Raw genomic sequence first — 15,197 nt, forward strand, 5'->3', positions numbered from 1 at the left:
CCATGGGTCTTAAGCTGGCAATCTCTGACCATCAGCCCTCCCGTTGCGTAGCGCTTTCCGTTAGCCTATGCGTGGAAGCAAGAGGTCAGACCATGACTATCCGGACGCCAGAATGGGTTAAACACGCGGTTTTTTACCAAATTTTTCCGGATCGCTTTGCTCGATCTAAGCCACCCTACAATGGCCCAGAAATGACGGTTGCGTTGGAAGCCTGGGACGCCGCCCCCACCTTGACCGGATACAAGGGAGGTAATTTTTGGGGCATCATTGACAAGCTTGACTATTTGCAAGACTTAGGGATTAACGCGGTTTACCTGACGCCCATCTTTCAGTCCACTTGCAACCACCGCTACCACACCCACGATTACTACCGTGTGGATCCCTTACTGGGGGGCAACGAGGCGTTTGCCGAATTTTTGGCTGCTGCCCACGATCGCGACATCCGGGTCGTACTCGACGGGGTCTTCAATCACGCCAGTCGCGGCTTCTTCTTTTTCAACGACATTCTCGAAAACGGCCCCCATTCGCCCTGGCTCGATTGGTTCAAGGTGGAAAAATGGCCCCTCTCAGCCTACGACGGCAACCAGCCCGCCAATTACGTCAGTTGGGTCAATAATCGGGCGCTGCCGCAGTTTAATCACGACAATCCCGCCGTGCGAGAGTACATCATGCAAATTGGCGAATATTGGATTCACCAGGGCATTGATGGCTGGCGGTTGGATGTGCCCTTTGAGGTCAAAACGCCGGGCTTTTGGGAAGAGTTTCGCGATCGCATCAAGGCCATTAATCCCGAAGCGTACATTGTGGGCGAAGTCTGGAAACCAGCGGCGGAATGGCTGGATGGCAAGACCTTTGACGGCGTTATGAACTACGTGTTCGCCGGGCCGACGATGGCCTTTGCAGCGGGCGATCGCGTGGTGATGGAACATGCCGAGATTCCCGACTATTACCCCTACCCGGCTTTAGATGCACCAGGGTATCAGGCCAAAATTGAGGAGTTGCTTAACCTCTACGATTGGGAAATTCATCAAACCCAACTCAATCTGATTTCGAGCCATGACATTGCCCGCGCGTTCACCGTCATGGGTGACGACAGCGCGAGTATGCAGCTAGCAGTGCTGTTACAGATGACCTTTCCGGGCGCGCCATGCGTCTATTACGGCGATGAAGTGGGGCTCCAAGGCGGTCTCGACCCTGACTGTCGCTGGGTGTTTCCGCATGAGGCCCAGTGGGATACCGACCTGCTGAAGCACCATCGCGCTCTCATTCAGCTGCGCCACCAGCATCCAGCACTGCGCACGGGGGAATACCAACCGCTGGTGGCCGAGGGTTCGCTGTACGGCTTTTGGCGCAAGCACGATGAAGAAACCGTCGCGGTATTGGTTAACAACGGCGATCGCGATCGCACTCTTGATCTCAGCCAAACTGCCCCGGCATTGGGCGATCGCTGGCAAGTCCTCTATGGTCCGCTGACTACCACGCCTTCAGCCGCAGCGAAGGGTACTGTGGTGACAGTGCCTAGTCGTTCGGGTGGGATTTTGACTCGGCTTGAGCCTGCTGTCTAGCGATCTGGGCTTCCTTAGCCGTGGTCAGCCCGTTAGGGCGTCGCAGCAAAATCGTCAACAACGTCACCACCGTTAACGGAATGACGAACAGCAGCATGACATTGCTAAAGAGCCCCAACTGTTCGTGCCCGACCGCATTTAACCCCAGGTAAGCGGTGTAGGCGACGTAGTAGCTGACGAATAGCAGTCCTTCCCACCGGGAGATCCGATTGCCAGTGTAAAAAATCGGGAGAGAGGCGATCGCCACCGCCAGCATCACTGGAATATCAAAACTAATGGCTGCGTTGGAAACGGGCACCCCGTGAAAGGTTGCCGTCACCCCCAAAATCGTCAAAATATTGAAAATGTTGCTACCGACCACATTGCCCACGGCGATGTCGCGCTCACCGCGATAGCAGGCCACCAGCGATGTGGCGAGTTCCGGTAAAGAAGTGCCGATGGCAATAACCGTGAGGCCAATAATGAGTTGGCTAATGCCAAAGGATTCGGCGATCGCGGTCGCCCCAAACACCAACAGATTGGCCCCTACCACCAGCACGACGAGCCCCACGATCAAGACCAAGACGTTCTGCATCGCCAGTCGCCAACTGCGGTTGTGAGTCCCGGCATATTCCTGCTCGTACTCCGCCTGCACCGCCGCATCCGATTCTTTGCGGCTCTGATAGACCAAAAAGGCGGTGTAGACCACGCTACCCGCCAGTAAAACCAGACCATCAAAGCGGCCTAATTCACCATCTGCCGAAAACATCAGCATCAGCAGCGTCACGCCGATCATGATGGGCACGTCGAGGCGAATAATCTGCTGGGCTACCGTTAAGGGCACCACGATCGCCGCGATGCCCAGCGTCATCAAAATATTGAAAATGTTGCTGCCAATCACGTTGCCCAGAGCAATTTCGGCTTGCCCTTGAAAACTGGCTTGCAAACTCACCGCCAACTCCGGCGCGCTCGTGCCGTAGCTCACGACCGTTAAGCCAATCACCAGGGGCGATAGACCAACAACCGCTGCCAACTTAGCGGCTCCCCGCACAAACCCCTCGGCACCAGCGACGAGCAGCACCAAGCCAACAATCAAGGACAAAACAACCGGAATACTCATAGCAAAGTCACTGTGGGCTTCGTGTTAATTTGACGCAAATCGTTGGGTGAACAACTGGGGTGCAGTTGCCCAGTGCCCGATTGTTCGCAGTTCATCAGAGACTCCATGACAAGACCACGGCATTCGATTTAGCAATTGCATCAGTCGCTGAGGGGGGCAAGTCGCAAACCGCCAAATCACAGAAGGAAAATGGGAAGCCATGCAGTTGATGATGATCCTTGGGTACGATGCTAAATCACATCTTAAGCTGGTTGTTAGTTCACTAGCATATCGATATTTCCACAGTGGGTCCCCAATCAGTGATCACACCTTCTGGTTTCTTTACCTCCACGAGGGCCAAGGGAATGGTGTCTGATGATGCCGATCGCGGTCGGCAATGGTGCTGTCCGCTGTGGTGCTGCGATCGCCATTGCTGCGGTGGGCCGACCCTGCACTGCTGATGGCTTTAGGCCAAGATGACAGTGGCTAGAAGGATTCTCCCCTCCTGGCCGGTTTGCTCAATGCTGATCTGAACAGGTTGAATGATGTCATTTGCTCCTTGGCGATCGCCCTTAGCCCGGGCCTTGCACCGCAATCGCAGCAAAGCTTACAGTCGCTATCCGCAACTGGCCACCGTCGATGCTGGTGGTCGCCCTGCCAATCGCACGGTGGTCTTTCGCGACTTTTTACCCGATACCGATAATTTGCTGTTCATCACCGATGTCCGCAGCGCCAAGGTGCCACAGATTGCTCATCAGCCCTATGGTGAACTCTGCTGGTATTTCACCAAGACGCGGGAACAGTTTCGCCTGGGCGGGCACCTCAGTCTCATCACTGCCCAGGATGACGATCCCGCCGCAGAGCAAACTCGTCGAGACTTATGGGAAACATTGTCTGCCAACGGGCGGCAACAGTTTGCTTGGCCGGAGCCTGGCCAACCGCGGACAGTGCCGGGCTACGAGCCATTTGATTTGGATACGTCGCCGCCGCTGCCCACCTTTGCCGTACTGATCTTGGCCCCAGAGCGGGTCGATCATTTAGAGCTGCGCGGCGACCCGCAAAATCGACATCAATATTGGCAGGACTCTGACCACAATTGGCGATCGCAGGCCATCAATCCCTAAGGGTGGAGCGAGCCAATAACCTCCCAAGATTCAGACTGTGGATGGGTGGATGGGTAGCCGGGTGATTGGCATGTCGGGAGCCGCTACGCTGATTTCAAGCACATCCCTAACGGGTTCATCCAGGCCTGTCAGCCTTTGGCTGAGATGGTCAGCAGTTGAAGGCTCAGTCACGAGAGGGCTGAGCCCAGCGTTCATCACAAACTTGACGATTGTTGCGAACTCGGGGGGGGTGACTGGTCGCAAATCGAAAGACCGCATATGATATTTGGACACGATTAGTTGGAGTGCTAAGGGCGATGGGAATTAGTCCTGCGGTTGCCTTTACAACAGTTTTGCTAGCGCTCATGGTGGGGGCTGGCGTAGTGAGTTCCTCTTGGGGGTATGCGCTAGGTCGCCAAGCGCTCACGGGGGTGCGGCAACCGGATGCCCGACCCACCAGCAGTGCCGCCTCGAATCAAGCCTCTCCGGCTTCTGGCAATAGTTCGATGCTGCTGAATGAGCAAGAGATTATTGACGAGGCCAAACTGCGGATGTCGGGAGGCCCCGTTAACGGTGGACAATAGCGCTAGATGCGATTTCACCCGACTCGGTTAGGTGGGCAGGTAACGAGGCCGTATTTAGCCTGTCGAGCCTCCAGGGCCTGTGATTGCAGAGACCGATGCTGGGTTGACTGAGCGGATCACGTACTGAATCAGCGGCGCGACTTAATTGCCATAAGCTTTTGGACTCCTATGCCTTCTTACCTCTGATAATGCTTGCTCAGACGGATGTGCCGTTGCTAATTGTGGATCCTGGGCTGACGGGGCCAGCGATCGCGGCGCGGTTGCTTTCCGTGCTGGTCTTGATTGGGATTAATGCCTTTTTCGTCGCAGCGGAGTTTTCTATTGTCTCCGTGCGGCGATCGCGCATCAATCAACTGGCCGAAGGGGGCGACATTCAAGCCAGAACGGTGCAAAGCTTCCAGCGGAGCTTGGATCAACTGCTATCCACCACCCAAATTGGCATTACCCTCTCCAGCTTAGCCTTGGGCTGGATCGGCGAGTCCACCATTGCCGAAGTGTTGCTCCAACTCTTCCACCACTTGTCATTGACGGTGCCCTATTTAAACGCGATCGCCCATTCCCTGGCGATTTTGCTGGCTTTTGTGCTGATCGCCTATCTGCAAATCGTCTTAGGTGAGCTCTGTCCCAAAGCGGTGGCGATGCTGTATCCAGAGCAGTTGGCCCGCATTTTTGGCCCCCTGAGTCTGACTGTGGCCCGGCTGTTTGCCCCCTTTGTGTGGATTCTGAATCAGTCTACTTGGTGGCTATTGCGCCTGTTTGGCATTCGCTACAGCGGCAACCAAAGCTGGTATAGCCGCATCACCCCCGAAGAGTTGCAGCTGATCATCCGCACCTCGACCGAGTCGCCAGGGTTGGATGCCGAAGAACGCGAATTGCTCAATAACGTGTTCGAGTTTCGCGATGTCACGGCGGAGGAAGTGATGATTCCCCGCACGCAGATTGACGCTCTGCCCAAAACGGCGACCTTGCAGGATGCCTTAGATACGATCGCGGCAACCGGCCATTCCCAATTTCCGGTCATTGGTGAATCGCTGGACGATGTGGCAGGCATCTTGTCCCTCAAAGATTTGGTGGGACCCCTCGCCCGACACGAAGCCACCCACACCAGTTTGATTAACGACTGGATTCGCCCGGCTCGCTTCGTGCCGGAATACACCCAACTCCATGATCTTTTGCAAATTATGCAAAAGGCCGGCAAGTCGATGGTGATGGTGGTGGATGAATTTGGCGGCACCGCTGGCCTGCTGACCCTTACCGATGTCACGGGCGAAATCATCGGCGATAGCAATGAATTCGAGGAAGACGTGGAAGTTTTGGTCAACATGCTGGATGACCAGTCTTTTCGGGTGCAGGCCCAGACTTACATTGAAGAGGTCAACGAACTGTTGGGGGTCGATTTACCCGTCGCTGAAGAGTATCAAACTCTAGCGGGCTTCCTCATCCACCAGTTGCAAAAAATTCCCGTCACCGGGGACAAGGTCTTTTACGACCAGTTTGAATGGACGGTCACCGCCGTCGATGGCCCGAAAGTACTGGAAGTGATGGCCCAGCGGCGATCGTAATCGACTCCAGGCATTAACGACGGACTATTTCAGCGATCGCGCTGATCTCAAAATCTGGCGAGACATAAGGATGACGCCTGGTCTCCGGTCGTCTGCCAGCATCCATGATTGAGCGGCCAGCCGGGTCATACCAAATCCTATTTGCTTACCCTCGATTAAATCCCAGTGCGTTCGGGCTGAGCTCGTCTAAGCCCCAAGTCTTTCCGGGGAAATATGAGCCGGATTGGGTATCAGACGACCTTCAGCCCCCCAAAATCAATAGGCACTGACCTGCCGACGAAAGCAAAATCAGTGCCCCTGTGTTTTCTTAATCACCCATGACGCTCTGGCGCTTGGCTAGCCGTCAAACTTATACAGTGACGTTGCCGCCGAGCCAGTCTTGGGGCTTCAAAAAGATGTCGTAGAGCTGCTGCTCGGGGGTATTCGCCTCGGGCTGATAGCTGTATTCCCACCGGACGAGGGGCGGCAGCGACATGAGAATCGACTCGGTGCGGCCATTGGTTTGTAGCCCAAAGATGGTGCCCCGGTCGTACACCAGGTTGAACTCGACGTAACGCCCCCGGCGATAAAGTTGGAAATCGCGCTCGCGATCGCCATACGCCTGGTCTTTGTGCGCTTCGGCAATGGGCACGTAGGCGGGCAAAAAGGATTTACCGCAGTCATTGACAAAGCTAAAGAGATCTTCCCAACTGCGCTGGGGCAGCTCGCCTAATTTTTGGCTGTATTGGGCGGCGGGGCCATTTTCGTCGGGGCCGCGATACAGCTCGCCACGACCGTCCTGATAGTCAAAGAAAATGCCGCCGACTCCCCGCGTTTCGCCCCGGTGCTTGAGGTAAAAGTACTCATCGCACCACAGCTTAAAGTCGGGGTAGTAGTCCGGATGATGGCGATCGCAGGCGTCCTTCAGCGTTTGGTGAAAATGCTTCACGTCCTGCACATCCGGATAGTAGGGGGTGAGGTCAATGCCGCCACCAAACCACCAGACCGGCCCTGCCTCAAAATAGCGATAGTTGAGGTGAACCGTGGGAATGTAAGGGTTCCGAGGATGCAGCACCATCGATGTGCCCGTCGCGTAGAAACCGTGACCCGCCGCTTCGGGGCGCTGTACCAAAATGCTGGGGGGAAGCTGCTGGCCCCACACTTCGGAAAAGTTGACGCCGCCCTGTTCAAAGACACTGCCGTTTTTGATGACGCGCGATCGCCCGCCGCCGCCTTCGGGGCGCTCCCACTGGTCTTGTTGAAACTTTGCTTCACCCTCCAGCACTTCCAGTCCCGCACAAATTTCGTCTTGGATGCCTTGCATAAAGGCGCTCACGCGATCGCGGGAGTCAGCAGGCGGCGGGGCCGGTGTGGCGGTCGGCGCTTGGTTGCGGTTGGGTGCAGAAGAAGTGGTCATAAACTTGGTAGGGTTAACCAGCAGAGTAACGTTACAAGGGAAAACTTGCCGCCTGACGGTGACGTTGGGATGGTGCCTTGAGCATAGGCGGCTGCCGATACCTGAGCCAGGAGCCATGCAGCGATGCCCCACTAGCGGGGGACTTAGTCTAGCCCATCATTGGCGATCGCCGACGTTGTTTGCCGCTGACCGCTAAGCTACAGGCAACCCTTGATTCATCAGGCATTGAACGTTTTTTACCCTAACTTGAAACAGTGGCCGGTTTAGCGCTCTAAAACATTTCTCTACAATGAAGACACTGTCAAAATATTGAGAAATCTAAATATTTAAGGCAAGAGTTTGCAGCGGCGACATCTGTCGTTGACGATATCAGCACATTATTGTGCAGTCGGTGGCGGGGAGTTGACGAGGCCAGGTTGGTTTCGGCGCTCTGGGAGTCGCTTCGCTGGGGGGCACTGCTGCGCCCCGCTCCGACCCTCGCTACCATCTAAACTACGGCCTGTCTTTTTGCTTTCACTGTCATCGTCTCTATTGTCTGCCATGAAAGTGTTTCAGTCGCTTTGGAGAAGTCTACTCTGCCCCTCTCGGCGTGGCGCTGAGGCACGCGGGTTGAGTCAGCGATCGCCCATGGCCCATTCGATCTATCGGACGTATCAGGCGTTGAGCACCGCCCCGGTCGAAACGCTGTGGCAAACCCTCACTAACCTGGCCGATATCTCGACCTGGCATCCGCTCATCGACAGCACGAATGCCCCACGCGGGCTCACGGCCAAGCCGGGCCTGATCTATCGCGTGATCCCCCGGTGGGTGCCTATTCCCGTCCGCATTTTTGTCGAGCGGGTTTCGCCCAATGAACTGATCAGCATTCGCATGTTCCCGGTTCCCGGTTTAGAGGAACGGGTCGTCTATCGGTTAGATTCCACCGTCTGGGGCACGCAAATTTCCTATTCTGTCTGCCTGCGGGGGTGGCTGTCTCCCGTGGCTTGGTCAGTGCTGCGGCCCTATGCGTCTAAGGTGGCGGAGGCGATCGCCCACGCCGCCGAAGAAACAGCGGCGGCGGCCTTACCCAGCAAGCCTTCCAAGTTTGAAGTCTAAGCCGGGACAAGGCCGACTCAGGAAGCGCATTGGCTCACAGCACGAGGTAAGAAGAGTTAGCCGCGTAGTTAGGCGCAACGAGTTGCTGATAAATTTGCTCTACCTGGGTCACATTCGTGGTGAGGGTATAGCGTTCCAGCACCCGCTGCCGTGCCTTTTGCCCCAACAGTCGGGTCATCTCTGGCTGATCTCGCAGAATGGGCAACACCGTTTGCAGTTGGCGGCGCACCCGCTGGGTATCAATCACGATGCCCGCGCCCTCCTCCAACACTTCGCCATCGGCCCCGGCATCGGTGGCAATGCAGGCCGTGCCGCAAGACATGGCTTCCAGCAGCGACAGCGAGAGCCCTTCCACCATGGAAGGTAAGACAAAGGCATCAGCGCCGCGCAAAATATCGATGCGACGGGCTTCGTCTTGCACAAAGCCGAGCCAGTGGATCGAGGGATCGCTGCCATAAAACATTCGCAACGATGCCTCTAGCGGGCCATTGCCGACGATCGCGAGTTGGCAATCTGGTCCCATTTGAGCCTTTTGCCAGGCCCGCAGCAGGGCTTCGACATTTTTTTCGGGGGAAATCCGGCCCTGGTAGACAAATAACTGTCGGGCTTGCAGGGTCGATTTGATGGCGGATGGCCCAGGGGAATACTTGGTCGCATCCACGCCGTTGGGGATGACCGCCAATACCCCCTGGGGAACCCCTAGGCGAATCAGAATATCTCGCTGTAGTTTTGAAAAGACGATGACGCGATCGCACCGCGCCAGGGTGGACGCATACATTTGATAAGTGACGTGCTGCGCCCCGGAACTCAGCGTCCGTAGCTTGCGGTCAAAGGCGGGATGAAAGGTGGCGACTAAGGGCACCTGCAGGGACGCACAAATCTCCGGCAGGCGAAAATCAATGGGGGATAGCGTCAACGAGGCGTGTACGACATCCGGTCGTGTCTGTTGCAACGTTTCCACCAATCGCTTGCGGGCTCCCAGCGAAGGGATCGTCAGCATCTGCGATTTAAACCAAAATGGCAGCGTAACTTCTTGGCATCCTGGGTGGATGGCTCCTTGCGGCCACAGGACGGTAGCGGCTTCGGCTTCAGTGGCAGGCGCATTCTCAAAATGAAGAAACGTCACCCGGTTACCACGCTCTAGCAGCGCCTGGGTAATCTCGCGACCGTAGGTGACATTTCCACAAAACGGTGATTTTTTGCCAAGCCATGCTACATGCATCTACCGGGAAAAAGCCTATTTATGCGCAGAATGAGGGCAGTGACCGCTGCTCGCCTGAATCCTCAAGCGCGATCGCCCTCTTGCTTTGCGAGAGAGGCGTTTACCGTGCTGTCATCACCCGTATCGGCACTATACCAGGTCAGCAGACCTCCCGAAGCAACAACGCCGCCCAAGAGGGTCAAAACCAGCGACAGGCCCAGCCAACTTTCCGCCACACTCGCCAGGGCGAGGGGCAGGCTCAGGGCGATGTTAACGACATTGTTTTGCAGACCAAAGACTTTGCCTCGCATGGCGGCGGGCGTTTGGGCTTGAATCGTCGTCTGCATGGGAATGCCAATCAGCGCGGCAAACCAGCCCAGCAGCGCAATCAACCCTAAGGTCGGCCACAACTGTTGGGTCGTCCAGGCCATGCCAACCAGGGCACTCGCCATGCCCACGGAACCGATTAAACCCAGCGATCGCCGCGGCAGGCGACCCCCAAACTGGCCAATCAGCGCCGCTCCGACGGCCATGCCGACCCCTGCCGCCGCGAGGAGGAAGCCAAACTGGGAGGCTTTCAACGCGGGCATCACTTCCGCGAGGCGCACCGCCAACACCGCTAGCGCCGCAAATACGGAAAACAGCAGCACCAGCTGAATAATGGCATTCCTGACTACGGGCTTGGCATTGAGATAGCGCACGCCCTCCTTAATATCGTCCCAAGGGTGAGGGGGCTCATGCTCCGGCAACGTATCTTTTTGGGTTCGCACCAACAGCAGCAGCAAGCCCGCAATGAGGTACCCGGCTCCCACCAAAAGCGATTTGCCCCAGCCCGCCCCACCATCGACTGATTTCAGCAGGGTATCGGCCAGAGTCAGCAGCGGTTCACCGATGGCAAAGCCAATGATGACGGAGGCCATCATCGTCGTGGTGTAGAGCGAGTTGGCCGCCAGCAATCGGGGATTTTTGACAATCAGGGGAATCATCGCCTGCTCCGCCGGGGCAAAGAACTGCGTCAGCGTAGAGACGGCGAAGGTGATGACCAGCAGCAGGCCAAACCCAATGGGTAACTGGCGAAAGCTACCCCAGTCTTGGGACAGCCAGAGGAGGGCGGGCAACGCCATCACCAGTCCACCCCGCAACAGATTCGTGAGGACGAGGACGGCTTGCTTGCTCCAGCGATCGACGTAGACGCCCGCCAACGAGCCAAACAGCACCGCTGGAATCGTGAACGCCACCATGACCGCCGACACCCAACCGCTGATGGATTGGTCTGGGGCATCGAACTGACTGCCGATGATGGCAATCATCAAAACTAGGTAAACCTTGTCGGCCAACTGCGAAAAGACTTGTCCGCTCCACAAAGTCACGAAGTTGCGATTGCGGAGGACGGGCCATAAGCCCTCATAATCAGCGATCGCAGCGTCATGCCCCGAGGCGGATACTTCAGTCGATGAGTCCGCTGCCGCTGGCTGGTTAGCGGTAACTTCTTCCGGGCTGGAATTGAGGTCAGACTCGCGCAGCATCTATCTCGCAGGCATCGGGGTGGGAAAGCAGGCATCAATCAACGTGGCTGATCGAATGGGCCGGTCAAAGTGGAATTCGGCATATTGGCGGAGCAGGCGCTCGATGCGTTGCCAACCGAGCAATTGCTGTTCGGCTGTTGCCATGCCGGGGAGCGATCGCGGCGTCACCCATTCGGTGTCACCTAACTGCTGCAACCATACCAGCTCTTGAGCTGAGATCAGACTGTCGGTGGGATTTTGGGGCGATCGCCTCGGAGCCCTCTTAGTATTTACAGCGTAACGTCCAGAAGGTGTCTTTGCCCGCGGGCTGCCAGGGCGAATCTGCATCAGTTGGTCAACCGCCACGATCCCGCCCGAAGCGGGACTAAACCCGACGTGCCAGTCGGCCCTAGCCAAATCCGGCGCGATCGCCCGTTGGCTGATACAGCACTGGTGGAGTTCTGGTGCCACCCCCGCTGCAATCAGTAATTGAAAAATGCCCTGATTCAAACAGGCCAAAATATCGGTGCTCGCCGCTTGCTCCAAGCGCTGTAGCTGTTCAACCAGTAACGCAAACAACTCGCCCTGGGGCTGCTCACTCAGCGCCTGACACAAGACCAATTCGGCCAAATACTGGCTTGCCGTTAGCCGGGCTAAATCGGTCGATAGCCCTGGAAACGATCGCACCGTTTCGGCCTGCACCAGCTTACCCAAGCTCTTGCCCTGCACGATGAAGAGTTCATTCACGACAAACTGACTGCTGCGCCCCGCCAGCCGCGACTTGTGCTTGCGGGCACCGGGCACCATGACCCGCACCAGACCGTACTCAATCGTGAGGATGGTGACCAGACGATCAGTCTCGCCCATCGGCATCCCTTTGAGGTTAATTCCAGTGGCTTTATAAGAACGAGACATGCTGCAATCAAATTGGGGTCAGGGACAGAATCGCCAGCGGTTGTCACCGCAGACCGGAGTGGGGATCATAGACGGGCCTCAGGCGGCGTGACTGGTAAGAGCTGCCTGAATGCTACACCCTGGCGCAAACTCTGCCGCCGTGACGCGAGTTCAACTTTTATCAACGGGGATCAGTAAGACGCCCTCGCTGTCCCGCAGCTCAAACGATCGCAAATCCTTGAGATCTGCTTTCAGATCTATACCTGGAGTCGTCAGAGCGACCTGCCACTCCGCCATGTCGAGTTGCAACCAATCGCCGGGATTGACGGTCATCGGTTCGCCCCCCATATGGGTCAAAATCACCACTTCGCTGCCGGGGGCCACTGCGGGGTGGGGTTCACTACGGTAGCCATAGAAAATGGTGCGCTGGTCGTCACTGATGCGGTTGAAGCGATCGCGCCCCGTCAGATTTTCCCGCAGCCAGGGATGGCTCCGACGAAAGTGGCGTAGCTGCCAGCTAAAGCGGGTCTGCTTCCCATCTAGATCTTCCAAATAGCGCCCCACGTTGCACATATCATGGCCGTCCTCCATGAAGGCCAGGGCAAAGGCTTTCAGCTTTGGCACATCCAAAGTGGCTAAGAATCGCGGCAGGCGATCGCCCTGCAATTCTTCCATGGCGGGCACGGTGCAAAGCGTGCTGTCGTCGCCATCCAGACATTTCTGACAAATTTGGGCGACCGCTTGCAGGTCATAGTCTGTCTCAATCATGGCGTCCCGCAGGGCATAGGCAAAGTCCCGCAGCTGGTCATACTCTTTAAAGCCCAACGCTTTCAAGCGGGGAAAAGCATCGGCATCGGTATACATTTCGGGCTCAATTTCCCAATCCAGAAAGCCGACTTCCTCCGAGACCACTTTGACGCCATAGCGATCGTCCGTATTGCGGAAAAACCCCCAGGGCGTTTCCACCGTGGCGTTCAAAAAATCCATGGGTAAGCCGGGAGAAAAACCATGCACCCACAGCAACGTGCCTGGATTGTTGTAGGCCCGGTGCAGCACTTGCGGCAACGTTTTACCCAAATTCCAGTTAATTTCAGCATCGGGATCAATCTGGTTGCCCCGGCGCACGGTGTCATGGTTGCCGCAGCCCGTAATCCAATGATCACCTTGAAAAATCACCTCACAGACCCGTCGCCATTTGCGATCCCAAAAGCCCTGAACCGTGGGCGTATTGTGGGCAAAAATCAGCGGCCCCCACTGAAATGAGCCGGGCTTCATTTCCACCAGTTCGCGATAGGTCGATTTTTCTTCCCAGCCTTCCTCCGGCCAGGGGCGGCCATCTTCAAAAATGGTAAACATGAGGCGGCGGTAGCCCTGGATGTCTTGGACAACATCGCTCATGCCTAACAGGTAGGCATCATCCTGTTCAACGCGGCCGGACAGTGGGTTAAAGAACCGAAAATCCTGGCCGCCATCCACCCGAATGCCGTCAGCCCCAGTGTTGATTTTGCGTCGCTGCATTTCCAGCAAAATGGCCCGTACCTGCGGCAACTGATGGTTCAAGTCTTGGCCATACATATTGGGGCCTTTGAAGAACTGTTGGGTCAGCAATTCAATGCCCTGGTTGTCGGAGTGGCCGTACACCAAATCGTAAATGAGCCCAATGGAGCCCCCGGCAAAGTTGTGCAAGGCGGCGACAAAATCCACCATTTCGTCGGGCCGTAGACTGCCCAGTACAGCAGGATTGGTCGAAGACGAGGCCAAAATGGGGACGTCGTAGCCCCAGTTTTGGGTATCGGGCTTGCGCAGAGTCACTGTGACGGTATGCTCGGCAATTTCTTGGGTGGGGGCAATCACGACTACATTTGATTCGACCGCTACTTCGGTGTCAATTGACGTAGCGCGATCGCTAGCCTCTCCATCCATTGCCGGGGGCAAAGAACCGATCGCAAAACACTCGTGCTCGACGTTGGTATCTTCGCGGCGATACTCAATGGTGGGTTCCACGGGCAAGAGCTGCACACAGTCATAGCCGCAGTAAACTTCGTCAGCGGGCGTCAGCGGTTCCCCAGCGGCGATTTTATCGGAGATGCGATTGAAGGTGTGGGTCAATCCTTCGAGGGTGCCTTCGGGAGAAGCGGTCTTAGCGTGGATCTGCAAAATATTGGTGGGCGTGGGGACCCGAGGAATTTCCGCATCGGGGATGCCCTTGGGGGCCGCCGTCCGGCGAAAGTAACTGAGGTCGGCCCGTCGTCGTTGTAAGCGACGCATGTCATACACTTCAGCCGGCGCAAACACGCCGTAGGGGGTGGAATACGCCAGGGGATCACGGATGATATGAACGCGTTGCTCCGCATCGACGTAGCGTAGCCAGTAAAACGAGCCAGCCGTGTTGCGATTACCCGCTTTGACACCAGCGACTACCGCCCAGAGAAATTCCCCCTGCTGCTGTAGGGGCACCAAGTCACGCTGAAATTCGATAACTTGCAGCGGCTCGCGAAAGTTGACTGGCGTTTTGGGGGTGAAAATCTCCAGTTCCAGCGATCGCTCTGACTGGATCACGTTGGCCGTCAGTTCCGGCGTCCAAAAGCCAAATTCGGTCAGCCCATCCCGCCGATAGTGAGCGCCCAACCGTTTAGCCAGCCGTTGCCCTCGCCCAAAGTACGTATCGTCAGACGCCATGACCGAGGCGGCCCACTGCAACAGGCTATGGGTTTCATCTTCAACGAGGCGCAGGGTAGAACTAGCAGGACTCTTGACTGGCACGATATCGACTCTCTTAAGCGTTAGGTGACGGTGTTAGGAAGCAAAACAGCATTGCCTGATCGGCGCTGCCCCACCCCTGGTAAGACGGGAATTACCGCCGCAGCGACAACGGCGATCGCTCAAAGCTGGAGTCAGTATGCCCCAGCGGATGAAGGAGCATCACGGGCCGTTGGTCACAGTCTTGAAATTTGCTGCGACATCCCTGGATTCAGCAAGCCTACCCAACGCCATGACGACAGTAGCCTGGAACCACCCCTCCTCCCGTTACCAGGCTACTGCAATCCATCAGTTCTGTAAGACTTCGGGCAAATTCCTTTTCCTCGCCAGATTCATTCTCATAATGTGGTGAATCGCGGCGGTCAAATTAACGTATTGGGGGAGTAAGTGCGATCGCTTTTATATCAATTGACAGTCATCAACATCTATCGCGAGAGGGAAGTACAGACTTAAA

The 15,197-nt window shown here is 56.4% G+C and carries 12 protein-coding genes; 6 read left to right on the forward strand and 6 right to left on the reverse strand.

Annotated elements, in window-relative coordinates:
* The first annotated feature begins 92 nt into the window (after positions 1-92).
* Positions 93-1,565, forward strand: coding sequence for a glycoside hydrolase family 13 protein (locus JUK32_RS15930; protein WP_204139852.1), 1,473 nt, complete (start codon positions 93-95; stop codon positions 1,563-1,565).
* On the opposite strand, the gene JUK32_RS15935 is transcribed toward JUK32_RS15930, so the two are convergent.
* The gene (locus JUK32_RS15935) at positions 1,519-2,664 is read right to left on the reverse strand and encodes a calcium/sodium antiporter (protein WP_204139853.1); all 1,146 of its coding nucleotides are present in this window, start codon (positions 2,662-2,664) and stop codon (positions 1,519-1,521) included. The two genes, JUK32_RS15930 and JUK32_RS15935, sit on opposite strands and share 47 nt — an antisense overlap.
* Before the next feature lie 524 nt (positions 2,665-3,188).
* On the opposite strand from JUK32_RS15935, the gene JUK32_RS15940 reads away from it, so the two are divergent.
* From JUK32_RS15940 to JUK32_RS15950, 3 genes are all read left to right on the forward strand, one after another.
* Positions 3,189-3,767, forward strand: a complete 579-nt coding sequence (locus tag JUK32_RS15940) for an Npun_F5749 family FMN-dependent PPOX-type flavoprotein (RefSeq protein ID WP_204139854.1) — start codon at positions 3,189-3,191, stop codon at positions 3,765-3,767.
* A 296-nt stretch (positions 3,768-4,063) separates the two neighbouring features.
* Positions 4,064-4,330, forward strand: coding sequence for a hypothetical protein (locus JUK32_RS15945; RefSeq protein WP_204139855.1), 267 nt, complete (start codon positions 4,064-4,066; stop codon positions 4,328-4,330).
* Between the two features lie 188 nt (positions 4,331-4,518).
* Positions 4,519-5,892 carry a hemolysin family protein gene (locus JUK32_RS15950; RefSeq protein WP_204139856.1) on the forward strand — a complete coding sequence of 458 codons (1,374 nt, stop codon included), beginning with the start codon at positions 4,519-4,521 and terminating at the stop codon, positions 5,890-5,892.
* A gap of 349 nt (positions 5,893-6,241) precedes the next feature.
* Here the strand turns inward: JUK32_RS15950 and hemF are convergent, their stop codons facing one another.
* A complete protein-coding gene (gene hemF / locus JUK32_RS15955) occupies positions 6,242-7,288 on the reverse strand; it encodes an oxygen-dependent coproporphyrinogen oxidase (RefSeq protein ID WP_204139857.1) in 1,047 nt (348 codons plus the stop codon).
* 627 nt (positions 7,289-7,915) lie between these two features.
* Between hemF and JUK32_RS15960 the strand changes: the two genes are divergently transcribed.
* Positions 7,916-8,383 (forward strand): SRPBCC family protein, encoded by a 468-nt coding sequence (locus JUK32_RS15960; RefSeq protein ID WP_204139858.1) that lies wholly within the window; start codon positions 7,916-7,918, stop codon positions 8,381-8,383.
* Between the two features lie 34 nt (positions 8,384-8,417).
* Here JUK32_RS15960 and JUK32_RS15965 read toward each other — a convergent pair whose 3' ends face one another.
* The 4 genes from JUK32_RS15965 to gghA form a co-directional block, all read right to left on the reverse strand.
* Positions 8,418-9,605 carry a glycosyltransferase family 4 protein gene (locus tag JUK32_RS15965; RefSeq protein WP_204139859.1) on the reverse strand — a complete coding sequence of 396 codons (1,188 nt, stop codon included), beginning with the start codon at positions 9,603-9,605 and terminating at the stop codon, positions 8,418-8,420.
* Between the two features lie 62 nt (positions 9,606-9,667).
* A complete protein-coding gene (locus JUK32_RS15970; RefSeq protein WP_204139860.1) occupies positions 9,668-11,110 on the reverse strand; it encodes an MFS transporter in 1,443 nt (480 codons plus the stop codon).
* On the reverse strand, positions 11,111-12,004 hold the full coding sequence (gene recO / locus JUK32_RS15975; protein WP_204139861.1) for a DNA repair protein RecO: 894 nt from the start codon (positions 12,002-12,004) through the stop codon (positions 11,111-11,113).
* A 150-nt stretch (positions 12,005-12,154) separates the two neighbouring features.
* Positions 12,155-14,662: a glucosylglycerol hydrolase gene (gene gghA / locus JUK32_RS15980; RefSeq protein WP_375541572.1), complete on the reverse strand. Its 2,508-nt coding sequence runs from the start codon at positions 14,660-14,662 to the stop codon at positions 12,155-12,157.
* A gap of 135 nt (positions 14,663-14,797) precedes the next feature.
* On the opposite strand from gghA, the gene JUK32_RS15985 reads away from it, so the two are divergent.
* Positions 14,798-15,043, forward strand: coding sequence for a hypothetical protein (locus tag JUK32_RS15985; protein WP_204139862.1), 246 nt, complete (start codon positions 14,798-14,800; stop codon positions 15,041-15,043).
* The last annotated feature ends 154 nt before the right edge of the window (positions 15,044-15,197 follow it).

This window comes from Halomicronema sp. CCY15110, from assembly GCF_016888165.1.
Classification (GTDB): Bacteria; Cyanobacteriota; Cyanobacteriia; order Phormidesmidales; family Phormidesmidaceae; genus Halomicronema.

What these genes read in the sequence shown, in the direction of transcription:
- JUK32_RS15965 (WP_204139859.1), bottom strand. Translation starts at nt 9,605, where the DNA reads ATGCATGTAGCATGGCTTGGCAAAAAATCACCGTTTTGTGGAAATGTC.
- JUK32_RS15930 (WP_204139852.1), top strand. Translation starts at nt 93, where the DNA reads ATGACTATCCGGACGCCAGAATGGGTTAAACACGCGGTTTTTTACCAA.
- JUK32_RS15960 (WP_204139858.1), top strand. Translation starts at nt 7,916, where the DNA reads ATGGCCCATTCGATCTATCGGACGTATCAGGCGTTGAGCACCGCCCCG.
- JUK32_RS15940 (WP_204139854.1), top strand. Translation starts at nt 3,189, where the DNA reads ATGTCATTTGCTCCTTGGCGATCGCCCTTAGCCCGGGCCTTGCACCGC.
- JUK32_RS15945 (WP_204139855.1), top strand. Translation starts at nt 4,064, where the DNA reads ATGGGAATTAGTCCTGCGGTTGCCTTTACAACAGTTTTGCTAGCGCTC.
- JUK32_RS15935 (WP_204139853.1), bottom strand. Translation starts at nt 2,664, where the DNA reads ATGAGTATTCCGGTTGTTTTGTCCTTGATTGTTGGCTTGGTGCTGCTC.
- JUK32_RS15950 (WP_204139856.1), top strand. Translation starts at nt 4,519, where the DNA reads ATGCTTGCTCAGACGGATGTGCCGTTGCTAATTGTGGATCCTGGGCTG.
- hemF (WP_204139857.1), bottom strand. Translation starts at nt 7,288, where the DNA reads ATGACCACTTCTTCTGCACCCAACCGCAACCAAGCGCCGACCGCCACA.
- recO (WP_204139861.1), bottom strand. Translation starts at nt 12,004, where the DNA reads ATGTCTCGTTCTTATAAAGCCACTGGAATTAACCTCAAAGGGATGCCG.
- gghA (WP_375541572.1), bottom strand. Translation starts at nt 14,662, where the DNA reads ATGGCGTCTGACGATACGTACTTTGGGCGAGGGCAACGGCTGGCTAAA.
- JUK32_RS15970 (WP_204139860.1), bottom strand. Translation starts at nt 11,110, where the DNA reads ATGCTGCGCGAGTCTGACCTCAATTCCAGCCCGGAAGAAGTTACCGCT.